Origin of the sequence: uncultured Roseibium sp. (genome assembly GCF_963675095.2) — a bacterium.
In the GTDB taxonomy this organism is placed as follows: Bacteria; Pseudomonadota; Alphaproteobacteria; order Rhizobiales; family Stappiaceae; genus Roseibium.
On record NZ_CAXXSJ010000028.1, the window covers coordinates 1 to 22964 of the forward strand.

25 protein-coding genes and 2 pseudogenes are annotated in these 22964 nt (G+C 61.4%); 13 read left to right on the forward strand and 14 right to left on the reverse strand.

Annotated elements, in window-relative coordinates; all coding sequences use genetic code 11:
* The 4 genes and pseudogenes from ABIN98_RS09510 to ABIN98_RS09525 all read right to left on the reverse strand — a co-directional run.
* A pseudogene (locus ABIN98_RS09510) lies at positions 1 to 543 on the reverse strand (xanthine dehydrogenase family protein molybdopterin-binding subunit); the annotation flags it as partial.
* Positions 536 to 1604: pseudogene (locus ABIN98_RS09515) on the reverse strand (FAD binding domain-containing protein). The pseudogenes ABIN98_RS09515 and ABIN98_RS09510, both read right to left, overlap by 8 nt.
* Entirely contained in the window at positions 1601 to 1852 is a 252-nt protein-coding gene (locus tag ABIN98_RS09520; RefSeq protein WP_346909473.1) for a 2Fe-2S iron-sulfur cluster-binding protein, read from the reverse strand. The pseudogene ABIN98_RS09515 and the gene ABIN98_RS09520 overlap by 4 nt, the downstream one beginning before the upstream one ends.
* Entirely contained in the window at positions 1786 to 2115 is a 330-nt protein-coding gene (locus ABIN98_RS09525; protein ID WP_346909475.1) for a 2Fe-2S iron-sulfur cluster-binding protein, read from the reverse strand. Before ABIN98_RS09525 ends, ABIN98_RS09520 begins: the two co-directional genes overlap by 67 nt.
* 121 nt (positions 2116 to 2236) lie before the next feature.
* Between ABIN98_RS09525 and ABIN98_RS09530 the strand changes: the two genes are divergently transcribed.
* The 4 genes from ABIN98_RS09530 to ABIN98_RS09545 all read left to right on the forward strand — a co-directional run bounded on the left by ABIN98_RS09530 (position 2237) and on the right by ABIN98_RS09545 (position 6093).
* Positions 2237 to 2968: a TetR/AcrR family transcriptional regulator gene (locus tag ABIN98_RS09530; protein WP_394701476.1), complete on the forward strand. Its 732-nt coding sequence runs from the start codon at positions 2237 to 2239 to the stop codon at positions 2966 to 2968.
* Between the two features lie 304 nt (positions 2969 to 3272).
* The gene (locus ABIN98_RS09535; protein ID WP_346909477.1) at positions 3273 to 3752 is read left to right on the forward strand and encodes an ATP-binding protein; all 480 of its coding nucleotides are present in this window, start codon (positions 3273 to 3275) and stop codon (positions 3750 to 3752) included.
* Positions 3753 to 3777: 25 nt separating this feature from the next.
* Positions 3778 to 4401, forward strand: a complete 624-nt coding sequence (locus ABIN98_RS09540) for a hypothetical protein (protein WP_346909479.1) — start codon at positions 3778 to 3780, stop codon at positions 4399 to 4401.
* Positions 4402 to 5199: 798 nt separating this feature from the next.
* A complete protein-coding gene (locus ABIN98_RS09545) occupies positions 5200 to 6093 on the forward strand; it encodes an alpha/beta fold hydrolase (protein ID WP_346909481.1) in 894 nt (297 codons plus the stop codon).
* Between the two features lie 25 nt (positions 6094 to 6118).
* Here ABIN98_RS09545 and hisC read toward each other — a convergent pair whose 3' ends face one another.
* The 4 genes from hisC to ABIN98_RS09565 all read right to left on the reverse strand — a co-directional run bounded on the left by hisC (position 6119) and on the right by ABIN98_RS09565 (position 9190).
* Complete coding sequence (gene hisC, locus ABIN98_RS09550) at positions 6119 to 7189, reverse strand: histidinol-phosphate transaminase (protein WP_346909483.1); 1071 nt, start codon at positions 7187 to 7189, stop codon at positions 6119 to 6121.
* A gap of 277 nt (positions 7190 to 7466) precedes the next feature.
* Positions 7467 to 7865, reverse strand: coding sequence for a VOC family protein (locus ABIN98_RS09555; protein ID WP_346909485.1), 399 nt, complete (start codon positions 7863 to 7865; stop codon positions 7467 to 7469).
* A gap of 388 nt (positions 7866 to 8253) precedes the next feature.
* Positions 8254 to 8604, reverse strand: a complete 351-nt coding sequence (locus tag ABIN98_RS09560; protein ID WP_346909487.1) for a hypothetical protein — start codon at positions 8602 to 8604, stop codon at positions 8254 to 8256.
* Positions 8605 to 8899: 295 nt separating this feature from the next.
* Complete coding sequence (locus ABIN98_RS09565; RefSeq protein WP_346909489.1) at positions 8900 to 9190, reverse strand: hypothetical protein; 291 nt, start codon at positions 9188 to 9190, stop codon at positions 8900 to 8902.
* A 989-nt stretch (positions 9191 to 10179) separates the two neighbouring features.
* Between ABIN98_RS09565 and ABIN98_RS09570 the strand changes: the two genes are divergently transcribed.
* The 3 genes from ABIN98_RS09570 to ABIN98_RS09580 all read left to right on the forward strand — a co-directional run bounded on the left by ABIN98_RS09570 (position 10180) and on the right by ABIN98_RS09580 (position 11802).
* Positions 10180 to 10389, forward strand: coding sequence for a cold-shock protein (locus ABIN98_RS09570; protein WP_346909491.1), 210 nt, complete (start codon positions 10180 to 10182; stop codon positions 10387 to 10389).
* A 117-nt stretch (positions 10390 to 10506) separates the two neighbouring features.
* Positions 10507 to 10740, forward strand: coding sequence for a hypothetical protein (locus ABIN98_RS09575; RefSeq protein WP_346909493.1), 234 nt, complete (start codon positions 10507 to 10509; stop codon positions 10738 to 10740).
* Positions 10741 to 10770: 30 nt separating this feature from the next.
* Positions 10771 to 11802, forward strand: coding sequence for a fatty acid desaturase (locus ABIN98_RS09580; RefSeq protein WP_346909495.1), 1032 nt, complete (start codon positions 10771 to 10773; stop codon positions 11800 to 11802).
* A gap of 15 nt (positions 11803 to 11817) precedes the next feature.
* On the opposite strand, the gene ABIN98_RS09585 is transcribed toward ABIN98_RS09580, so the two are convergent.
* Entirely contained in the window at positions 11818 to 12714 is an 897-nt protein-coding gene (locus ABIN98_RS09585; RefSeq protein WP_346909497.1) for a transglutaminase family protein, read from the reverse strand.
* Positions 12715 to 12801: 87 nt separating this feature from the next.
* On the opposite strand from ABIN98_RS09585, the gene ABIN98_RS09590 reads away from it, so the two are divergent.
* Entirely contained in the window at positions 12802 to 13713 is a 912-nt protein-coding gene (locus tag ABIN98_RS09590) for a transglutaminase family protein (protein ID WP_346909498.1), read from the forward strand.
* 64 nt (positions 13714 to 13777) lie between these two features.
* On the opposite strand, the gene ABIN98_RS09595 is transcribed toward ABIN98_RS09590, so the two are convergent.
* The 3 genes from ABIN98_RS09595 to ABIN98_RS09605 all read right to left on the reverse strand — a co-directional run bounded on the left by ABIN98_RS09595 (position 13778) and on the right by ABIN98_RS09605 (position 16344).
* Positions 13778 to 14176 carry a VOC family protein gene (locus tag ABIN98_RS09595; RefSeq protein ID WP_346909500.1) on the reverse strand — a complete coding sequence of 133 codons (399 nt, stop codon included), beginning with the start codon at positions 14174 to 14176 and terminating at the stop codon, positions 13778 to 13780.
* A gap of 159 nt (positions 14177 to 14335) precedes the next feature.
* Positions 14336 to 14962 carry a response regulator transcription factor gene (locus ABIN98_RS09600; protein WP_346909502.1) on the reverse strand — a complete coding sequence of 209 codons (627 nt, stop codon included), beginning with the start codon at positions 14960 to 14962 and terminating at the stop codon, positions 14336 to 14338.
* Entirely contained in the window at positions 14959 to 16344 is a 1386-nt protein-coding gene (locus ABIN98_RS09605; RefSeq protein ID WP_346909504.1) for a histidine kinase, read from the reverse strand. Before ABIN98_RS09605 ends, ABIN98_RS09600 begins: the two co-directional genes overlap by 4 nt.
* Before the next feature lie 277 nt (positions 16345 to 16621).
* Here ABIN98_RS09605 and ABIN98_RS09610 point away from each other — a divergent pair, with 277 nt between their 5' ends.
* The 5 genes from ABIN98_RS09610 (at position 16622) to ABIN98_RS09630 (ending at position 20157) form a co-directional block, all read left to right on the forward strand.
* Positions 16622 to 17755, forward strand: coding sequence for an ABC transporter substrate-binding protein (locus tag ABIN98_RS09610; protein ID WP_346909954.1), 1134 nt, complete (start codon positions 16622 to 16624; stop codon positions 17753 to 17755).
* A gap of 10 nt (positions 17756 to 17765) precedes the next feature.
* Entirely contained in the window at positions 17766 to 18743 is a 978-nt protein-coding gene (locus ABIN98_RS09615) for a YVTN family beta-propeller repeat protein (protein WP_346909506.1), read from the forward strand.
* A 24-nt stretch (positions 18744 to 18767) separates the two neighbouring features.
* On the forward strand, positions 18768 to 19211 hold the full coding sequence (locus ABIN98_RS09620) for a hypothetical protein (RefSeq protein ID WP_346909508.1): 444 nt from the start codon (positions 18768 to 18770) through the stop codon (positions 19209 to 19211).
* Positions 19212 to 19242: 31 nt separating this feature from the next.
* The gene (locus ABIN98_RS09625; protein ID WP_346909510.1) at positions 19243 to 19500 is read left to right on the forward strand and encodes a PepSY domain-containing protein; all 258 of its coding nucleotides are present in this window, start codon (positions 19243 to 19245) and stop codon (positions 19498 to 19500) included.
* A 447-nt stretch (positions 19501 to 19947) separates the two neighbouring features.
* Complete coding sequence (locus ABIN98_RS09630) at positions 19948 to 20157, forward strand: cold-shock protein (protein WP_346909512.1); 210 nt, start codon at positions 19948 to 19950, stop codon at positions 20155 to 20157.
* Between the two features lie 124 nt (positions 20158 to 20281).
* Here the strand turns inward: ABIN98_RS09630 and ABIN98_RS09635 are convergent, their stop codons facing one another.
* Both ABIN98_RS09635 and ABIN98_RS09640 read right to left on the reverse strand, forming a co-directional pair.
* Positions 20282 to 22048, reverse strand: a complete 1767-nt coding sequence (locus ABIN98_RS09635; RefSeq protein ID WP_346909514.1) for an adenylate/guanylate cyclase domain-containing protein — start codon at positions 22046 to 22048, stop codon at positions 20282 to 20284.
* Between the two features lie 97 nt (positions 22049 to 22145).
* Positions 22146 to 22853, reverse strand: coding sequence for a metal-dependent hydrolase (locus tag ABIN98_RS09640; protein ID WP_346909518.1), 708 nt, complete (start codon positions 22851 to 22853; stop codon positions 22146 to 22148).
* Between the last annotated feature and the right edge of the window lie 111 nt (positions 22854 to 22964).

The following is a 22964-nucleotide window of genomic DNA, read 5'->3' on the forward strand; positions in this document are numbered from 1 at the left end:
GGACTGCGGAGGCAAGCCCGGCCTCCACATCGCCCTTGGCCATGCTCGCAGGCATGCCGATGCCGACGCTTTCGGGCACGAAGGCCTCGTGATCGAGCCCGGCCACGACCGGCTCCGCCTCGTAGGTCGGGGCCAGCAGCGCCGCACCCTCCGTCCGCCGCCTCCAGCGTTTCGGCGACGACCAGCGCGATCGGCTGGCCCGCATAGCGGACGGTGTCGTCCTGCAGCACCTCGACGCGGAAGGAAAAGACGCCGGGCTTGTCGTCGGGATTGAGCGCAAGCGGCGGCCGGTTGGCAGGTGTCAGCACCTCCACCACGCCCGGATGGGCCCTGGCCGCCTCCACGTTGAGACTGGTCCACCCGGCCACGGCCGATGGTGGCTGCAGCGAAGACCGCGTGCAGCAGTCCTTCGCGCCGGGCGTCGGCGGCATAGGGCGCGCGGCCGGTGACTTTCAGAATGCCGTCGCGGCGGTTCACCGGCTGGCCGGAATTGGACCCCATGCGCGCGGGCATGGCGGTCGGAAGCGGTGTGATCTCAGGCATGGGCAGGATCTCCATTGGCAACATGGACGGAACCGGGCAGAGCCGGAACGCGCGCCGGGGTTCCGGCGGCGGCGGCTTTCAGGGCGCGGGTGACGATCCGCCCGGCAAGCCCGATCTTGAAGGCGTTGTCGCCGTCAGGACCGCTTAACGGTGTGGCGTCCGCGAGCGCGGCTTCGGCCGCCCGCCAGAAGGGTTCCGGACCCGGCGCCGCGCCGATCAGCACCCGTTCCGCCGCCTTCGCCCGCCAGGGCTTGGCCGCGACCCCGCCGAGGGCGATCCTTGCTTCGGTGATTTCCCCCGCCTCGATGGTGAGGCAGGCCGCCGCCGAAACCAGAGCGAAGGCATAGGACGTCCGGTCACGCAGCTTCAGGTAACGGGAATGGGCGCTGAAACGCACCGCCTCCGCCGGCAGACGCAGACCGGTGATCAGGTCGCCCGGTTCCAACATGGTCTCCACCATCGGCCGGTCGCCCGGCAGCAGATGGAATTCCTCCAGCGGCACCTCCCGCGTTCCGGTCGGCCCGGCGATCTCCACCACCGCGTCGAGGGCGGCCAGCGGCACGCAGAAGTCGGACGGATGGGTAGCGACGCAGGCCCTCCGAATGGCCGAGGATGGCGCAGCTGCGCGTCTCCCCGCCGATGGCATCGCAGCCGGAGCCCGGAACCCGCCGGTTGCAGGCGCTTGCCGGATCGGCGAAGTGGCGGCAGCGGGTGCGCTGCATCAGGTTGCCGCCGACGGTCGCCGCGTTCCTGAGCTGCGCGGAAGCGCCTGAAAGCAACGCCTCGGCCACCGCCGGAAAGCGGGACGCGAACACGGGATCGTGGGCAAGATCCGCATTGCGCACCAGCGCGCCGATGCGCACGCCGCCGTCAGAGAGCCACTCCACGTCGGAAAGCCTCGGCAGATGGCTCAGGTCCACCAGCCGGTCCGGACGCAGGGCCCCGGTCTTCATCATGTCCAGAAGATTGGTGCCAGCGGCAAGGAACGCAGAGCCCGGCTCGGCGGCAGCCGCAATGGCCTCGGCCACAGTGGCGGGACGGATATAGTCGAAGGAATTCATGCGCGTGCACTCCTCTTTTCGGCCCGGTCTTCGGTTTCGGTTATCTGTTGTCGGGCATCGAGCACCGCCTCGGTGATGCCCGCATAGGCGCCGCAGCGGCAGAGATTCCCGCTCATGCATTCGCATACACCGCTCCGGATCTCCGTCCGTCTCTGGCCTTCGGAAATCAGGCCGACGGCGCTCATGATCTGGCCCGGCGTGCAGAAGCCGCATTGCAGGCCGTCATGGGCGATGAAGGCTTCCTGCACCGGGTGCAGGCTGTCGCCTTCTGCCAATCCTTCAATGGTGGTGATCTCAGCGCCGTCGAGGCTGACGGCCAGCGCAGGCAGGAATTGATCCGCCGGCCGTCGACGAGCACGGTGCAGGCGCCGCACTGGCCCCGGTCGCAGCCTTTCTTGGCGCCGGTCAGGCCGATGCGTTCGCGCAGGAGATCGAGCAGGGTGACCCTGGGATCCTCGAGCGAAATCTCGCGCGGCGTTCCGTTCAGGGTCAGATGGATGGTATAGGTCATGGATGGCTCCGTTCGTGGCGAGAGCTAAAGACAAGAGCTGATGAGCCGCATGGCTCGAATGTTGGACAAAAGTCGACGCCGTCGGTGACGCTGTGCGGTCAGTCGGAGAAACGGTTTGAGGATGTCGTTTAAAAAGGGCCGTCGTCAGGCGGTTTGGGGTAACACAGCTTCGGCGTACGGTGTTACTATACGGAGGCACCCTCCGTTTTGCAAGACCCGAACGAAAATTCATGTAAGAACGACGGAGTATACGAAGGGAAATGGAGCAGAAACCGGCCAAGGCAACCCGCAAACACCCGCGCGGATTCCAAGCGCAACCGCGGGCTGCTGCTGCAGGCCGCCCGGGAGGTGTTCACCGCCGGCGCCCGGGCGCGAGCCTGGAAGGCGTTGCCCGCAAGGCCGGGTCGGCATCGGCACGCTCTACCGCCATTTCCCCACCCGCGACGCCCTGTTCGAGGCGGTCTACCGGGGCGACATCGACCGCCTCGGCGATCTGGCCGAGCGCCTCTCGGAGGAAACCGAACCGGTGGAGGCCCTGCGCCAGTGGCTGCGCGAAGGCGTCGAGGTGGTCGCCACCAAGAAGGGCATGATGGCGACGCTCGCGCTCGCCACCGACGGCAAGCAGGACCTGTTCGCCTATTCGTCGAAGCGCCTGACCACCGCCGCCACCGCCCTCCTCTCCCGCGCTTCGCAAGCGGGCGACATCCGCGCCGACATCACGCCGGAAGACCTCCTGCGCGCCCTCGTCGGCCTCTGCCACGCCCCACGACCGCCCCGGCTGGCGGACATCGGTGACACGGCTGGTGGATGTGCTGGTGGACGGGTTGCGGCGAGGGAATGGGTGATGGGTTGATGTCTGACCGGCCGGAGGATTCTTTGGGCGGATTGGAGACCTTCGCCGCAGTCGCGAGGGCATCCCTGATCGGCCGCGGAAGCGGACATTCACCCGGAGATCCGGTCCGGAACCTGGCGGATCGACATGAAGGGCGGAGAGCCGACCTGCGCCGCGTCTGGCACGAACGTCCGTGATGTGCAGGAGGCGAACATTGCAAAAGAACAAAGCTTGATAGAACCTCTGGGTGAGGACAGCGCAGTTCAATGCCCGGTCTCTCCATATTCTTGAACTGATACAAGCAACCAGCGCGTCAGAAACAATCATGCCAATCGAATTTCCGCTAGATTTCAGCCAAGCCCTCGAATTTCCAAACGAAGACTTGGACGTCGAGTTCAAGCGCGCCCTTCCGTTGAACGATAAGGTCGGCAAAGCGAAGCTCGCGAAGGAGATTTGCGCTCTGGCAAACCATGGAGGTGGGTGGATCGTGCTGGGGCGCGAAGATGACGGATCCTACCCAGATGAAATCCCTGAAGATATTTCCGATGTCGACCAAGATCAGATTAACCAAATCGCGGCAACGTACCTTCAACCTTCGCCACACTGCACCGTTAGCATGCAGCAACCTGATGGAATAGATTTCGCTGTTCCGGTCATCTGGGTTCCATCGTGCGGTACGTCACCGGTTTGTGGAAAGAAGAATGGACCGAACGACGACCGCGGTCGCACACAAGGCGTCGCGAAGGGCGTCCACTACATTCGCAAGGCAGGTCCTGTTTTCCGCGCCTATAGAGACGCCGGATGAATGGCAGGACGTGATCAGACGTTGCGTGCTGGCTGACAAGACGTCATTGCTGGGTGCATTATCGACGATGATTGAGCAACCTCGACCTGCACTGGAAGCCGAGGAACAAAATGTATTTGACGCGGACTTTGAGCACATGGTTGCAAGGTGGAAGGCTGAGGCTCAGGACCATCCGTATGAGATTGATCTCACGAATTGCTTTATAGCCTATGGTTTCCAGCTGGTTGACGCCGAGCCGGTCACAACCGATCAGTTGACTGAGTGCTTACGCAATCGTCCGCACGACGCGCGCGGGCGCTATACCTTCTTCGAAAACAATTACAATTCGCCCTATCGCCCTTTTGTCATAGAAGTTGCGGATCATGACGGTCTCGAAGTTCACGTGAATACCACAGACTTCGATCACCGTGCGATATGGCGGCTAAGCGAGTGCTTGAGCGGAACAGAAGTCATCTCTTACTGGGAAGACACCGAATGGATAAAGAGCGCCGTAGAGGGCAGGTCATCAATCACGTGGGAGAGAGGTCAGCACATTTGGATCGCGCATCAGTTGCCTACGCCAACAGTTTCCTTGCGACCGTCAAACACGTCGCTGACTATTTCAACTTCAATGGCGACATACGAATCCGCGTGCTCTTCAGTGGACTGAGCGGACGAACTCTCAAGTCCACCAGCATTCGTGTCTATTACAGCCTGGACTACCGGGCTCACCAGAACACCAAGCAAGTCGATTTTATTGTCAGCGTAGAGACTTGGCCGCCGAAACCCGGAGCTCAACCATCGCATCGATCATACAACCGATGAACAAGCTAACCCAAGGACCAGCGATCACCGCAGAAAGCGTTGTTCGCACTCTCGAAGCAAATTGACGCCTTCGGCGCTCTGATCTGAACTGGTCTTTCCGCATACAACCGCCGAATTCGGGGCGAAGCTAATGCCTTCCATGCGCCGATTACGGCCAGCGCCTCTGATTTCGTGAATATCAGCTTCGTCCCGCGTTGTTGACCTTCGCGAACTGACTGATGCTGCGCGACGTCTCCGACGGCCGCTTTCGGGACGCCGCATCGCGGCACCGGCAGGTCGCGTGAAAGTCCGGAATGGGCCGATAGCTGCCCCGCATAAGCCGTTCATTCGTTCGGAGAACCGCCCCCCGCTGCAGCTCACTTATAAATCACCCTTAGATCGAGGAATTATAGGATATCGGCACAACACACGAGCAGGACTGTCTTGCGGCACCTCACCACATCATCACCACCGTATCGCCTTCTACCCGACTGTCATAAAGCCGGATGCGCAGCTTGTATTTGCGGCCCTTGATCAGGCGGGCGGACAAGCAGCATTTGCCGCCGTTGCCGCCGGCCCTCCCCTTTCCTATGCTACGCCCCTGCATCCAGAGGAAATGATGCGTCTGCTTTGCATAATTCTCTTTCTATTCCCGGCTTTGGCGATGGCGGAACCTGTTCAGATACAAGGACCACGGGGGCCGCTTGAGGCCGAGGCGATTGCCGTTCCGGGCGCCGCCCATGCTGTCGTTCTTGTCCCCGGATCGGGGCCGACGGACCGGGATGGGAATTCCGCCCCAATGGGCCTGGCGTCCGATACCTACAAGATGCTCGCCGAGGGCCTGGCGGCGAATGGCATCGCATCGCTGCGGATCGACAAGCGCGGGCTTTATGGAAGTGCTTCCGCCATAACTGACCCGAACGACGTCACCATCGCCGCCTATGCCGAGGATGTCCGGCGCTGGGTCGAACGGGCCGCCGGCCTTGCCCCTTGCGTCTGGATCGCGGGCCACTCCGAAGGCGGGCTGGTCGCGCTGGTGGCCGCGCGGAACGCGCCCGAAAGCCTCTGCGGTCTGATCCTGATGGCGACATCCGGGCGTCCGGCCGGGCACTTGCTGATCGAGCAATTGCAGGCCAACCCGGCGAACGCGCCGCTGATGCCGGAAATCAGGGCCATCGTCGCCGATCTGGAAGCCGGACGACGCCGCGATCCCGCGCCGATGACACCGGCTCTGCAACCGCTTTTTGCACCCGGGCTACAGCGCTACATGATCGACCTGTTCTCCTACGATCCGGTCTCGGTCGCGCGCGACTGGCACGGCCCCGCGCTCATCCTTCAGGGCAATGCGGATCTCCAGGTCCGCCCGCAGGACACGGATCTTCTGGGCAATGCCATGCCTCAGGCCGAGCGGGTGACCCTTCCCGGCAGCACACATCTGCTGAAGGCGGACGTCGACGGGAAACCGCTGGCAACCTACACCGACCCCACCCTTCCCCTGCATAAGGACCTTGTGCCGGCCATCGTCGGCTTTCTGGACAGCGCACGCGAAACGGACTGAGCGAGGCGGCGTGAAAGAGCGTTCGTCACGCGGTTGCCCGGCTGAGGATAGAGCCGGTCGCCTCCACGAGCCTGCCGCATTCCTCCTTGGTGCCGACAGAGATCCGCAGCCAGTTGCCGGTCCGTGTCCCACGGAAATGGCGAACGAGGATGCCTTCGTTGCGCAGGGCTTCCAGAAGGGCCGCTCCGCTGATGTCCGGGTGGGAGGCAAACAGGAAATTCGTCTTCGAAGGCAGAACCCGAAAGCCCTGTCCGCTTAAGGCGTCGGCAGTCGCATCCCTGTCGGTCATCACCAGCTTCCGGGTCTCTTCGAACCAATTCCGATCGTGCCAGGCGGCCTTGGCACCGGCAAGCGCCAGTTGGTCGAGGGGATAGGAATTGAAGCTGTCCTTGACCCGCAGCAGCCCCTCGATCAGATGAGGCTGGCCGACAGCGAAACCGACCCGCATTCCGGCAAGGCTGCGCGACTTGGAAAAGGTCTGTACGACGAGCAGGTTGTCGTGCTCCGGCACCAGCGAGACGGCGCTCTCCGAACCGAAATCCACATAGGCCTCGTCGACCAGAACGACCCTATCCGGGTTGCGGGACAGGACATGCGCGATCTCGTCCAGCCCGATCGCGATGCCGGTCGGGGCATTGGGGTTCGCAATCACGATCCCGCCGCAGCTGCCGCGATAGTCTTCCGGATCGAGGCGGAAGTCCTCGTCGAGCGGGACATGGTGCGAGGCCAGCTCGAACAGCCGGCAATAGGTCGGATAAAAGCTATAGGTCACGTCGGGAAACAGCACCGGCCCCTTGTCCCGGAAGAAGCCGTTGAAGGCATGGGCAAGGACCTCGTCCGACCCGTTGCCGATAAAGACGTGATCCTCAGTCAGGCCGAGGCCTTCCGAAATGGCGGCCCTGAGGTCCGTGGCCATCGGGTCCGGATAGCGCCGCAGATCGTCGCCGGCCGCATCTCGGATCACTTCCAGGGCATGCGGCGAAGGACCGTAGGGGTTTTCGTTGGTGTTGAGTTTGATAAACACCTTGTCCTTCGGCTGTTCGCCTGGAACGTAGGGGACGAGATCCCGAACGAACGGGCTCCAAAATCTGCTCACAACCGGCTTCTCCAAAGCATGTTACCGCGGTGCGGGATCATATCGCCGGCTCTCCGGGTCCGCTACGGGCCGAAGGCTGTTCCCCGCAGATTATCGATCGAGGCCTGAAAGTAAGTGTTCCTCGCCGCCTATTGGCGGTAACACAGCGCTTGTGACCGAAGGCGTGTCACGCACAGAATGGGGCGATTGGGAACACGAAAAGGACCTCCCCACTGACGACGGCCTGCCGTCGTCATCTCACCTTAACGTGCGGACAACAAGCCTGTCTCATCCCCACTCACCGCCCGGCAAACCGCGCCTTCGCCGCCTCGGTCACCGGCGTGTAAAGCGCCACGATGGTGCCTTCCGGGTCGCGAAACTGGGCGGAGCGGTTGCCCCAGGGCAGGTTTTTGGGCGCATGCACCACCTCGGCGTTGTCCTTGATCCTCTCGAACGCGGCATCCACGTCGTCGACCATGAATTCCAGGATCGCGCTGCGGTTGGCGGCCGGTTCCGCTCTGCCTTCCCGAAACAGGGCCACGGTCTCGGCGCTGCCGACCGCAAGGGCCGCCGAGGGCGTGACGATTTCCGCGAACTGGGGCGCAAGCCAGTCGGCCGTCAGCCCGGTCACCAACTCATAGAAGTCGACCATAGCTTTGATGTCGCCCGCGATCAGGCGGGTGGAAGCGAATTTCATTGGGGCGTTGTCCTTCTGCCTTGACCGCAGGAGACGCGATCTTGGAAGGACACAATCCCACACCCCTCCCGACAGCCTTCTGTCAGCAGCAATTGCCTTGTTGAGAGATCTTTCCCGTATGCAGAACTCAGGTCTCCCGAGACATCGGATCAGGCCGGGTGCCGGTTTTCAGAGCGGTTACGGTGTCGAAGGGAGTTTCCTTGCCCCGGCCGGTTTCGGCAACGGGATCCCGCAAGGCTCGGAGGAAAGGAGTCGGCAGGGAAGCAGACAGAACCCGGACTGACAGGCCTTGCGAGGGCGGAGGTCCGGGAAGGCGCGGAGCCATGAAGACGCGGAGACCGCGGCTTCACTATCTGGTCGGCGCAGCTTCGGGCGCGCCGGCGGTCGGTCAGGTGTTTCCGGTCAATGCGGAAAGACAGGCTTCCGCGAGTGCTCGATCGGGCTTTTCCGCGCCAAGCGGCGTTGCCCAGCCGGTTTCCTCGACCATGCTGCGCTTTTTATAGCCGCTGGCTTCCTCGATTTTCGCCATGAGGTCGGCCGAATTCGGATCGTCTTTCGATTTCCGGACGCAATAAGGCGTCAGCGCGGTGACGGCGGCGGCCATGGACTGCTTTTTCGACATTTCCATCGCGGAACTACCGGTCATCCATCCGCCCCAGCCGAATCCGACTATCGCCAGGGCAACAGCGCCCGCTCCCGCGCCCACGAGCGCAGGTTTCGTCCATTCGGGAAATTGCATGATGAGATCCAATCAGTGTTGGGAACAGGCAGGCAAGATTGCGTGCCGGTCTGTCCTTGTAACACGCAAGTGGTGAAAAATCCCCCTGTTTCTCGAAAGAGCGGAATAAAATTCCGTATAGAGTAATAATACAGGCAAAGACTTGCAGCCTTCGCCGTTCATTCGATTTCCCGTCAGACCGGTCGCCACCAACATCGCGAAAGCCTCGTTTCGCTCATGCGCAAGACAGCCCAAACGCAGGTATTGCGCGCAACCGGCAATGCCGGGCCGGCAAAGATGCGGGCTGCGGAGACCGTCAGCGCGGGCCGAACGTCTTTGCGATGAGGAGGGCGTCGTTTCGGGCGTCCTCCGACAGCATAACCGGCTCCAGCCGGTCATGGGTCGCCATGCGTTCGTGGCTTTCCGCCCGGTTGCGGATACGGTACTGCGGCCTTCCTCCCGCCGGCGGGAGCACCGCGGTAATGTGATAAGTGTCGGCGGACCGGGTGTCGTTCATGGGACGGCCGCTCTTCATGCGGACCATCTGTCCGACCGAGAAGCGGCGGGTCGCTTCCTCCCGTGAGACTGTATTGAGATTTCTGGACATGATCTTGCTTTCCTTTGCTTGTCTGAACGAGTTGACCCTGATGCGGCGGCGCTTCCCGTCGCGCCGGTTCCTTCGATTTGGTCGATCACGGAACGGCGGATCGGGGATAGACCGCGGACGACCGCCTTACTTCGAGGTCTGGGTCTCCTCCCCTGTGCGTCCGGCCCCGCTTGAACGGTCGAAGCCGAATACCCACGACGCGCCGTCAGATACCGGCGGAAAAAGAAAGAGATGGGGGGGGCACGCCCGGTCCGGATCGGATAACCGGACAACGTTAGGGCCATGCGACATGTATTCTCTTAGGCTGAATTGAATATAATACTCGATACAGCCGAGGGCATTTAAAATATTTATGATTATTATTATCCTTATATAAGGTCTATATCAAAGAAATTCAAGGAATATAAAATTGAAAATTTGAATGATTCCAAATCCATTGCTGCAATTAAAGATATTTCTTTTCTAAAAACATATTTATGACTTGCATCGGGTCGATTTCCGGCGCAGGAAGAGGGACCGGCAGCCTGTGGGACGGGTCCCGGCCGTTGAAGGTTCCAGCTTCGTCCCGGCAAAGGAAACCGCCGTGCCTTCCCTCCGCCCTTACTTCCGCCGCTGTGACGAATCCGGCGTGCCTGGCATGACGGCCTTGCTCGTCAGCTTCACGATAATCACCTGCATCGTATTGAACGGGTGGCTATGGTGACGGGATCACAGCCTCATTAAATGAGGTTAAAACGATGAAAAACATCCGGGAATTAAGATATTTTCTTCACTTCCGAAAGTTTTTCTCAAAGAAAAATTGATTATTCTCGGACGAGACTTGTTTTCAACATTATTCTGAATTAAGTACAAACGCATCGATATTGTTTGACGAACTTTGTGACCACGCGGCGACTGCCGTTCGAAACGATCTTCCTTATCAACGTCGACCCAACCGCACGCTCATCCGTAAAGTGCATGCTCTCATGATCGATTGAAAGGTAATCGTTATGACAATCGGAACCGTAAAGTTCTTCAATTCCACCAAAGGCTTCGGCTTCATTCAACCGGACGACGGCAGCCCGGACGTATTCGTCCATGTGACCGCTGTCGAGCGCGCCGGCATCCCCGCCATCGCGGAAGGCCAGAAGTTGAGCTTCGACGTCGTCAAGGACAGCCGCTCGGGCAAATCCTCCGCTGACAACCTGCAAATCGCCTGACGCCCTTCCCCTGGTTCCTGACCACGGATGTATTGGTGCAAGCCATCAAGGTGAGTGGAAAGGCCGGGTTGTTGCCCGGCCTTTTTTAACTTCCAACCGAGCCAAAGGAAAGAAGCCATGACCGCTGCCACGATCAAGGGGTCCCGCCTAGGGTCAACCAGGCTGACCGCGGAAACCAGGGCCCAAATCACCATACGCGTTTCCAAGGAAATCGCGCGGACTGAAGCCGAAATCCGCAAGACCAAGACAGCGCGGCTCAAGGCGGCCCGTATGGAAATGCTGGCGCGCGAACCGGAACCCGCATCGGCCAAAGGCCGCGCTGCCGACGACAGCAAACGCTCCGGCTCCTGACCCCGAACCGCAAACACGGTTGGAAACCATTTGAAGACAACAACTGCCACGCACACCGCGATAGTCGGCAAGGACCCCTCCTGGGCGCAGGTTCTCGCGCACTACAGAAAGCCGAGCCCGCTCAGAAGTGCGGTCGAGATAGCCGCGACGGTCCTGTCGTTTACAGTCCTTTGGGCCCTGGCCGCGATCGCGGTCGTCCATGATCACTGGTGGGGGCTCCTGTTCACCATTCCCGCCGCCGGCTTTCTGGTCCGCCTGTTCATCCTGCAGCACGATTGCGGGCACGGGGCCCTGTTCGCCCGGCGCAGCCTCAATGACTGGATCGGCCGGATCATCGGCGTGCTCACGCTCACACCCTACGACTACTGGCGCCGCACCCATGCCATTCACCACGCATCGGCAGGCAACCTGGACCGGCGTGGGGTCGGCGATGTGGAAACGTTGACGGTACGCGAATATCGGGCTCTGCCCTGGCTGGGCCGGGCACGCTACTGGCTCTACCGCCATCCATTGATCCTGTTCGGTCTTGGCCCGGCGTGGCTGTTCGTCTGCCAGTACCGGCTGCCGGTCGGCCTGATGCGCTCCGGAGCCCAGCCCTGGATCTCGACCATCGCCACCAATCTCGGCATCGCCCTTCCGGTCGCGGTCATGATCTGGCTCGTCGGCATCGGCCCGTTTCTACTGGTACAGCTTCCGATCACCTGGATGGCGGCCAGTGCTGGGGTCTGGCTGTTCTTCATCCAGCATCAGTTCGAGGACACACACTGGTCCGAGGCCGAAGACTGGAACTTCCAGCACGCCGCGTTGCACGGCAGCTCACATTACGACCTCCCCTTCCTGCTGCGCTGGATCACCGGCAACATCGGCATCCATCACATTCATCACCTGGCTGCCAAGATTCCGTTCTACCGCCTGCCGGAGGTGCTGCGGGATCACCCGGAACTGCGCAATGTAAGTCGCATCACCCTGGTGCAGAGCCTCAAATGCGTAAAACTTGTCCTTTGGGATGAAAACGCCCGACGGCTCGTTTCCTTCCGGCAGGCGCGAACGGCTGCAATTTAGAGCTCATTTGGCGTCCTAAAGGACGCCAAAGGGGTTGTAGGGCTCACTCGCGACCCGCACATCGACCTCCATTCCGTGGTAGAGCGTGCCGAACCGCTGATCATATGTGCCGCTGACAGGTATCGCCTGATACGGTGTCCGGGTGACCGCAACGCGGATCAGGTCCGGGCTGCCGATAATGCGATTGGTTGGATCGAACTCCACCCAGCCTTCCTCCGGCAGGTAGACTTCCGCCCAGGCGTGGGTCGATCCGCCTCCGGTGTGCTCGTGATCGTCGTCCGCCGCGGTATGCAGGTAACCAGTAACGAATCTGGCGGCGAAACCGAAATGACGCGCGGCCTCCATGAACAGAAAGGCGAAATCGCGGCAACTGCCCGTTCCCGAGTCGATGGTCGTCGCGGCACTTTGCGTACCCATTCGTTCGCGGCGGATATAAGACAGCCTGTCATTGATGGAATCTGAGAGGTTTCGGAGAAAAGCGAACACCTCACCCGGTGCCTTGCCGGCGTCTCCCCCCAGCCAGGCTGCCAGTTTTGAGCGTTCCCGCGGATTTTCGAGCGCAATGAACGGCGCGAGGTCAATCAGGTCCTCGCTGGAGTAGACAAATGGATAGGCGCTTCCGGTCCGGTCGGGCGAAACAAGAAAATCTTCGTGCGAGAACCGCCTGATCAGAAGCTCGCTTCTGATTTCCAGCATATCGGCGGGCAGGGAAAATTCCGCTATGGCAACGGAATTTCCGAACGTGTCGAAGTGCCAGCGCAAGCAGGGTTCCGGTGAGATGGCAATCGCCGACGAGACAAGCCGCAGGTCGTGTCCGTCCCTTGGTCTCAGCAATAGCCGGTGCGGACCGAATTTTACCGGTTGGCTGTAGCGATATCGTGTAGTGTGTACGACGCGAATGGCATTTGTCATTTGAACCTTTGTCGCCGCCGATTGTCCGTGGCTTTGGAAGCTCTTCAGCTTGGACGCTAATCCCCTCGCACACAAGGACAATCCATCTTGCTCATACGGATTGGATTCGAAATCACCGTCACCTGCCCTGTCCCGGTCCCGATGCTGCTGGCCCTGTCGGTACACAGTACCTTTGCCGGAAGAATGATCGGGTCGGATTATGTCCGCAATTCCAGCGTGACCGACCTGTCGGAATACACCGACCTGTTCGGCAACCGCGTGACCCGCGCGACCGCACCGGCCGGCGTCTCCACCTTCTGGTCGGATTCGATCGTGGAAGTGGACGGATTGCCGGACAGGGTCCAACCGGGCCTGCGGCAGACCCGGTTGCAGGATCTTCCGAACGAGACGCTGACCTATCTGGTGGCCAGCCGATATTGCGATTCCGACCTCCTGGGCGATTTTGCCTGGAAACAGTTCGGCTGGACCGAAGCGGGATGGCCGCGGGTTCAGACGATCTGCGACTTCGTTCACAGCCATGTCACCTTCAACTACAAATTCGGCCGTCCGGACAAGACCGCTGGAAACGTACTCGCAGAAAAGACGGGCGTTTGCAGGGACTTCGCCCACCTGGCGATCAGTCTGTGCCGAGCCATGAACATTCCCGCGCGCTATGCCAGCGGCTATCTGGGCGACGTCGGCGTTCCCGATGCGGGTTTCGACGATTTTTGCGCCTGGTTCGAGGTGTTCATGGAAGGCGAATGGCACACCTGCGACGCCCGCTACAACGTCCCCAGAATTGGCCGGATCCTGATGGTGAGGGGGCACGATGCGTCCGATGTCGCGATGATAACCTCCTTCGGCAACTACGAACTCACCGGTTTCCGCGTCTGGACCCATGAACTGGCCGACGTAGAGGACGAAAGTCTCTTGCTCAGGACCCTTGAGACCAGGCCTCACCCCCAGCAACGGGGGCTGGGGGGACAGGTGGTCACATCCGCCTACATGACAAACGCCTGAGGCGACAATACCGGGTGCAGGCCTTCGACCCCACAAATTACGCCTGCACCCGCTTCGCCATCTCTCACCGCCCCGCAAACCGCGCCTTGGCTGCATTCGTGACCGGCGTGTAAAGCGCCACGATGGTGCCTTCCGGGTCGCGAAACTGGGCGGAGCGGTTGCCCCAGGGCAGGTTCTTGGGCGCATGCACCACTTCAGCGCTGTCCTTGATCCGCTCGAAGGCGGCATCCACGTCGTCGACCATGAATTCCAGGATCGCGCTGCGGTTGGCCGCCGGTTCCGCGCTGCCTTCCTTGAACAGCGCCACAGTGTCGGCGCTGCCGACGGCAAGGGCCGCGGACGGTGTGACGATTTCGGCGAACTGGGGCGCGAGCCAGTCGGCCGTCTGGCCGGTCACCAGCTCGTAGAAGCCGACCATAGCTTTGATGTCGCCCGCGATCAGGCGGGTGGAAGCGAATTTCATGGGGAATGTCCTTCTGACTAGACCGCAGGAGACGCGATCCTGCAAGGACACACTTCCACACCTCTCCTGACAGCCTTCTGTCAGCAGCGAACGCCTTTTACCGGCATTTACGTTGAATTCCGGTCGGCCGCTTCCAGCCATGGCGGTCATCCCTACAGCCTAACTGACCACGCCTGCGGATATGGCGTAGCGGATCAGTTCCGTCGTGCTTTTGGCGCCAATCTTTTTCTTGATCGCGGAGGATGCGTTGGCTGCCGTCTTGTAGCTGACCCGCAGGTCGTCCGCGATCGACTGGAGATCCAGACCCTGCCCAAGCAGACGCAGGACCTGGTGCTCGCGTTCCGTGAGCATGGACAGGGGGTCGGCATGGCCGCCAATCTTCGCAGTTGCCAACGACATGGCCATGTCATGGGGCAGATAGGCCTTGCCCGCTTCCAGGCTCCGGACCGCGTCGAGAAAATCCTCCGGCCCCGAATTCTTGCTCAGATACCCGGAAGCACCCGCGGCAAGCGCCTTGGAAACGAAAGCGGCCTGTTCGTTCATCGAAAAGATCAGAATGCGAGCTTTCGGAATCCGGCGCAGCAAGGGCGCAATCAGGTTCAGGCCTCCTACGCCGGGCATGCCGAGATCGAGTACGATCAGGCCGGGAAGATACACCTCGGCAAGGGACAGCGCGTCCCGGTCGGTGAGTGCTTCCAGCACCGGATCGTAGTCCAGCTCGCGCAACAACTGGCCGCAGCCCAGATGAGTGACCGGATGATCGTCTATGACAAGTGCAGATTTCATGAGGCTGCCCGCAGTTCCAAAGCGTTTTCCGGCAGAGACAACAGCGGCACGCTGGATTCCAGCCGTGTCCCCCCGCCCTCGGCCGGACCGATGTTCAATTGACCGCCGACGGCATCGATCCGGTCGCGCATGGCAGCCAGACCTCGTCCGCCGGTCATGCCGCCGTCCATACCCAAACCGTTGTCTTCAACGATGAGACGCAGGACCGGACCGGCATCCGTTTCCTGCTCCCGGGACAGGGAGGCGGTGATGCGTCCGGGCTGACCGTGGCGAAGTGCATTCGTCACCCCCTCCTGAAAAAACCGGTAGACCGTGAGGTCGACGATCTCCGGCGTGTCGGGCAGGGCTTGCTGAAGATCGACCTGCCAGTCGATATCCGGATGGGTCTTGCGGAACGCCTGAAAAAGATCCAGGAGCGCATCGACAAGCGGCAGTTGGCCGATGGCCATCGGCCTGAGTGTCGTCAGCAGGCGGCTGTTGGAGGCCTGAATCTGTGCGACGATCGACTGGATGGCCGACCCGTCCTGCGCAAGGTCCTGATCTTCCAGTCGTTCCGCGGCCCGAACGACCGCGGACGCCTTGACCTTCAGACCGAACAGGCAAGGCCCGAACTCGTCATGCAATTCCATGGCGATGGTGCGCCGCTCGGCATCGCCGAGTTCCACGATGCGGCGATTCAACCGGGTGCGATCCGCTTCGGCGGTCTCAAGCGCTTCGGACAGGTCGTCAAACCCCTGATATATGGGTGCCAGATCGGCGCTGGTGCTGCGACCGAGCCTGGCAGAATGTCTGCCCTCCCGGAGCCGGGCAAGAGCCGCGCGAAGGGCATCGAGAGGCCGGAGCGTCCGGTTGACGAGCCAGGCCAGGATCAACGCCGACACCAGCGCCGAGACGGAGACGATCCAGAAGATGCCGGCGACATCGTGCCAGACCTCGGCGATCTCGTCTCCCGGTGCCATGGTGATCGAGACATACCCATAGCGGTTGCCGTTCGACTGGACCGGTATCCGGATTTCTCTGAAGCCGGGTACCGTCAGCCGCACGAACCAATCCGGAACTGCATTCACTTGCCCCGCCTCACCGACCTGGCGCAACGGCAGAAGGCCACGGCGCCCATCGACCAGGGCGATACTCACATGCCGCGGCGCGACCAGAGTTTCCGCAAGTCTCGGCAGAACTTCGGAAGGCGCCGTTTCCTGAAGAGCGTAACCGAGGGTCGCCAACACCAGCGCCCTTGCGCTTTTCGCCCCCGACTCGACCTCCAGCCGAACCGCATCCCGTGCGTTGAGCACGAGAAGGGCCGTCGTCAGGATCAGTGCGATCAGGTGAACCAGGCCTATGCAAAGCACGACCTGATGCCGCAGATGCATCCGTGCGAACACGACTTCCTCCTCAATCTTGACAAGGGATGGTAGCGCCGGGAACGGGATCCGTCGACGAAAGAACGGATCTTCGGGAACAATTGGCATCTGATTTGCCGAATATTCCCAAGGCCTTTTGGGAAGCACGGTGCGTGGGACCGATGCTACGCTTCGAACCGAAAGATGGGAAGGAGCCGGGACAATCGACAGGTCATCTTTGAAGCGGAACACACCGGGACGCAGGCTCTTGAGCCTGGGACAGGGGCTTGTTCTATCCCACCTCCTGGTGTTCGCGGCCATGCTCCCGGCCTCGGCATCAGATATTCGGGCCGCTGTCCTTCGGGTTGACACCCCCTCGCTCCTTCCCCTTTCCCGGCTGGACCTTCCCAAGGAAGACCGAGGGTTCGCAGGTGCCATGCTGGCCACCGAAGACAACAGCACCACCGGCAGTTTCCTCGGGCATACCTTCGAAACGCAGACCGTGGCCACGACGCCGGAAAACGCCCTCGCCGATTTTCAGGTACTGGTGGACGACGGCTACCGGCTGATCGTCGTCCTGGCCGGAGCCGACAATCTCCTGGCCCTGTCCGATGCGGCGCCGGAAGGCGTTCTTTTGCTCAATGCATGGGCCGGCGACACGTCGCTGCGGTCGGAAAACTGCCGTGCGAATGTTCTTCATGCCGCACCTAGCGACGCCATGCGCACCGACGCGGTCGCCCAGTTCCTGGTGTGGAAGCGCTGGACCCGCTGGTATCTGATCGGGGGATCCAATCCGCAGGACGTCAGCCTGACCGAAGCCTACCGTGTCTCGGCGGAGAAATTCGGCGCCCGGATCGTGGAAGAACGCACGTTCGTGGATACCGGCGGCTCGAGGGTATCCGATTCCGGACACGTGCTGGTCCAGCGTCAGATCCCGACCTTCACCCAGGGCGCGGCTGAACATGACGTCGTCGTTGCCGCGGACGCGAGTGACGTCTTCGGCGAATATCTGCCCTACCACACCTGGGATGCCGCGCCGGTCGCCGGATCGGCCGGACTGCGGCCGGTTACCTGGGATCCGACCCACGAAAGCTGGGGGGCGACACAGCTCCAGCGCCGGTTCGAGCAGCTTGCCGGCCGGCACATGGAGGACGCGGATTACCAGACCTGGCTTGCGCTCCGGATCGTGGGCGAGGCCGTCACGCGAACCGGCAAGGCAGATGCGGCCGCATTGAAGGACTACATCCTCTCCGACACCTTCGAGCTGGCCGCGTTCAAGGGCGTCCCCGTGACCGTACGCCCCTGGAACGGACAGACGCGCCAGCCGATCCTGCTGTCGAATGGTCGCATGACCGTCAGCGTCTCTCCGCAGGAAGGCTTCCTGCATCAGACCTCGCCGCTCGACACCCTGGGGATCGACGCACCGGAATCCCGCTGCACCACATTTGAATAGGGAGTGCCCGATGACCGGACGTTTCTTCGCCGCTGTCTGTCTCGCCGTTCTGGCCGCCCCACCTGCTTTTGCCGGCAAGGTTTTCGTGAGCAACGAGAAAGGCAATTCCGTCACCGTGATCGACAGCGCGTCCTGGGAGGTGCTGGAAGAATTTCCGGCCGGCAACCGTCCGCGCGGGATCACCATCAGCCCGGACGGCGCGCTGTTGTACGTCTGCGCCTCCGACGATGACGCCGTGCGGGTTTTCGACACCGAAACCTATCGCGAGCTCTACACCCTCCCCTCCGGTCCCGACCCGGAGCTTTTCGTGATCCACCCCTCGGGCAACCCGCTTTACATCGCCAACGAGGACGACAACCTGGTCACCGTGACCGACACGCAGAGCCATATGGTCCTGGCCGAGGTGCCGGTCGGCGTCGAACCGGAAGGCATGGGCATCAGCCCGGACGCGAAATGGGTCGTCAACACGTCGGAAACGACGAACATGGCGCATTTCATCTCCACCGACGATTACCGGATCAAGCACAACGTGCTGGTCGACCAACGTCCGCGCTACGCGCAATATTCCGCCGACGGGACCAAGCTGTTCGTCACCTCCGAGATTGGCGGCACGGTCAGCGTCATTGACATCGCCGCCGACGGCACACCGACCCTGGTTCACAAGATCGGCTTCGAAGTCCCCGGTGTACTGCATGAGTGGCTGCAGCCGGTGGGCGCCAGGATCACGTCGGACGGTAAATGGCTCTTCGTGGCGCTCGGGCCGGCGAACCGGGTCGCCGTGGTGAACGCGGAGACCTACGCGGTGGAGAAATACATCGTTGTCGGCCAGCGCGTCTGGCAACTGGCCTTCACCCCCGACGAGAAATTCCTGATCACGACCAACGGCAATTCCAACGACGTCACGGTCATAGACGTCGACGCCCAGGAAGCGATCAAGTCCATTCAGGTGGGCCAACAGCCCTGGGGCGTCGTGGTGACGCCGGAATAATAATCGATAGGGAGGAAGACTTAGATGAAACGCACACTCGCGGCCGTGGTTATGGCGATTTTCGCAGGCCCGGCGGCAGCCGCCCCGCTCTGCAACGATCTTGGCTTCGCCGGGCTTCTGGCCGCCTGCAATCGGGGGGAGCCCATTGAACTGACCCTGGCCTCCGGTCAGCCGCTTTCCAAGGACGGCAGTTACACCCTCCAGTCCGGAGCCTATTACAAGCTCGAGATCACCGCCGACGGGTCGGCAGAACTCGCTGTTTCGGGTGCCGATTTCTTTCGCGCCATCTGGATGAACGAGATCGTCATCAACAAGATCGAAGTTCGGCCGATGGCCATCGACAGCATCGAGTTCGATGCCGCCGGCACGGCGGAACTGTCTTTCATCGCCATCAAGCCCGGAAGCCATGTGCTGCGCATTCCCGGTTCCAGCGGCGACGCTCAAAAAGTCACCTTCAATATCCAATGATTGGCAACATTCAATAACGGGAGATCCTCCGATGAAGGCAACGATCCTTACCCTTGCCGCTGTGCTGGCCTTTTCCACCGGCGCGCTTGCCGCCGATGGCGAAGTGGACGCCGAGACGGAAGCCGCGATCATGGCGAAGCTCGCCGCCATGGAGTGCCAGATGGCGCCCGACGATATCGAGGTCACCGAAGACGGCTATGAGCTTGACGACGTGATCTGCAAGGGCGGCCAGCAATTCGACATCGAGCTCGATGCGGAGCTGAACGAAACCGGGAGACGTGCCGAGTAGACCGACCATTGTCGGGATCTTCAGCTGAAGGTCCCGGCCAGGCCGGCCTGCCATCCACCCGATTTCCGGGCAGACCTTGCCCGGAGACCGCAGCTCGTGTTTCTTCCCGCCACGGCCCCGGGTGATCATCAAATCCCGGGCGAAGGCATGCAGCCCCTCGAGCTTGGGGTCAGGGATAACCGCCCCTTGCCGGAACGCCCGCGAAAACTTGCAATTTTTCTTTCCCGGGAAAGCTTTTCCAAAATATAAACCGAAAATTTTCAGAAATGCCTTGTTTCCAACATGATCATGACCTAGATAACCGCTCTATCGATATTGTTTGACGAACTTTGTGACAATGCGGCTCACACCGCCCGAAACGATCTTCCCTATCAACGTCGACCTAACCGCACGCTCGCGCGAAACGCGGGAGTGTAAACTCTCATGACCGATTGAAAGGAAATCGTTATGCCCATCGGTACCGTGAAGTTCTTCAATTCCACCAAAGGCTTCGGCTTCATTCAGCCGGACGACGGCGGCCAGGACGTGTTCGTCCATGTCACCGCTGTCGAGCGCGCCGGCATTCCGCCGATCACGGAAGGCCAGAAGCTGAGCTTCGAAGTCGTCCAGGACAAGCGCTCCGGCAAGTCGGCTGCGGACAACCTGCAGCTCGTCTGAAGCCAGTGCGGGATCCCGATCAGGGATTTCCAGGCAAATATCACCTAGGTGAACAGAAAGGCCGGGTCGCAACCCGGCCTTTTTGCTTTTCCAGGTCTTGAAGCATTTCGGAGAGCTTGTCCGCTCAACCAGCGACAGCCTTCAGCCGGAAGATCGGCATCATCCCCGCCGACTTGGCAAGTTCCACCATGCCCATGTATTCGCTCTGCACCGTCCGGTCGCCGGAAAGGGCAAGCGCGCCCGCGCAGGCCTCGGTTGCGTAAATGCTGTTTGCCGGCACGATCGGCTCGATCCGCGACGCCTTTGAGATCTCCGCACCGACATAGGTGGTCCTGCCTGTCAGCGGATCCGCGATGCGCGACATCGGGGCCACGTGCAAGCCGATCCGGATCGGCAGACGCCCTGCTTCCGCCTCTCCCGGACCGGACAGCGCGTCCAGGATGTCCCGGGCCAGCCGCGCCGCCGTTTCCACCGTATCGAGAACGAGGAAGATGCCGTCGCCCCAGGTGTTGCGGCAAAGGATTCCGGCCTCATGCCGTGCAGCCACATCGGCGACGACCGCCAGGCTTCGGGATAAAAACGGACCGATATCGGCTTCCTTCAACTTGCTGAAACCGGCGAAATCCGCGAACAGGACAGCCCGGATCTCACGGTCGGCATCGCCGGCAATAGGCGGCACATTAGGCAAGTCTCCGGGCCGAACGGGGTCTCCTTTCGTGGTGAGGATCGTCTGCGGCCGTGACCGGCCCTGCCAGATGAGAATATCGTCCAGCGTTCCGCCTGGCTTCCTGACGGGGGTCCCGTTCCAGACGGCGAGCTGATGCAGTTCGGCGTCGGTGGCCTGCGCCTGCAGGGCGGCTACGCCCCGGGTAAAGGCGCTGCAATAGCGGAAACTGGCGCCATCCGCGGGTTGTCCGCCGGATGCGGAAAACGCGACGCTTTTGGCAGCCGCCAGACAGGCCTCGAACCGTTCCCGCCACAGGCCGCCAAACGGCAGTACCGAAGCAGCCAGAAATTCATCGACGTCGAGCGGCAAAATGACATGGAGTTCGACACCGGCCGCAAGCATCACTTCCGCCGCAAGAATATCGACACCGGCGGCAAGCGCGCCATAAGCCGTCTCCACCTTCTTTTGGGTTACAAAATCCCCGATCCGTTGCTTCAGAAGGGCCTCAGCCGGACCATCGAGATCCGGCCAGGGCATGTGACCGAGATAACGGACGATCGGACCGCGTGTCAGCGGCGATAGAAGATCCTCGTCCAGTCCGAGAACCTGACAGGTCTTTTTCAGCTGCCGCCGCGTGGTCGCCATTTCGGCCCGGCCGGCCCCGAGGTCCGCGGCCCGGGCGAGCGCCGCCGTCGCCCGGGCCGGACACCTCAGGATGAGATAAGCCTCGGCTAGGGTTGCGAGCGAGTAGTAGTCAGTCATGCCTTCGCATGCGCTGACGCATCGGGAGGCGAGGTCTTCCGCCTTCTCCATCTCCCCGATCCAGCAGTAGAGTGCCGCCGCGTTGATGGCCGGATAGGCGTCGCCCGTCTGTCGGAACACCTCCCAATAGGCATCGGCGGACGCCTGAAAATGGTCTCGCGCCGCTTCGCCTCGCGTCTGCAGGCCCAGGTCCTTGTGGAGGCGTCCCCAGAGCGCACCGATATCGAGCTTCAGCTTCGGGTCTTCGACGGGAAGCCCCGGCAGATCGAGCTCCCGGTAAAGCTCCATCGCCCGTTCCGTCGCCCCGGCCCGCGCGATCGCCAGAACGGCGTTATAGCTCAGCGCCGGATCGGATGGATACTGCTGCAGGCCCGAGATCGCCTCGTCATGGGCTGCCAGAAAGCGGCCCGTCGCGAGGATGGTCTGCACCCGATCGATAATATCTGCCAACCGCTCAGCCACGCTCAAACTGCTTTCATAACGTCATTTAATGAAAAGAACGGCTCGCCCCCCGCCTGAAAGGGAACGAGCCGTCATGATGGCACTTCAAGACGCGCCGTCAGGCCTCGATCGTGTCGCCCGGCATCGGCAGTTTCACCTTGGAGGCAGAAGCGCCCAGCGCCTCGATAAAGGTGTCGGCGTTCTGGTCCAGGATCGGGAAGGTGCCGTAGTGGCAGGGAATGATCGTGTCGAAATCGAAAAAGCGGGTGCAGGCAAGTGCTGCACTCTTGCCGCCCATGGTGAAGCGGTCACCGACCGGCACGATGCCGACCTTGGGTCCGTAGATCTCGTTGACCAGGGCCATGTCTGAAAAGATGTCCGTGTCGCCCATGTGATAGAGCACCGGCTCGTTCGGCGCCGCCACGATCAGGCCGTGCGGATTGCCCATGTATTTGAACCCGTCGCCGTCTGCCGCGGAGGCCGACGAATGGTGCGCCACGGTCAGGCCGACCTTGAACGGTCCAACATCGAGGAAGCCGCCGGAATTCATCGGGTTGATGTTCTCCACACCCTTGCCGTTGGCCCACATGCAGATCTCGTAATTGGCGGTCAGTTGCGCGCCCGTCTTCTTGCAAATGTCGAGGCTGTCGCCGATGTGATCATCGTGCCCGTGGGTCAGAAGTACATGGGTCACGCCTTCTGCGACCTGATCCACGGTCAGGCTTTCGGGAAACTTCGGGTTTCCGGTGAGGAATGGGTCGATCAGGATCGATGCGCCCGCAATTTCCATCTTGAACGCGGAATGACCGTACCAGGTTAGTTTCATCTCCAGGAACCTCCATAACGTATTGACCGGTCCGCACCATCGCCGATCCGGACCGGGAAAATCCAATGAAAATTAGTCAATTAATTTGGTCGGGATCATGACGATGGAAAA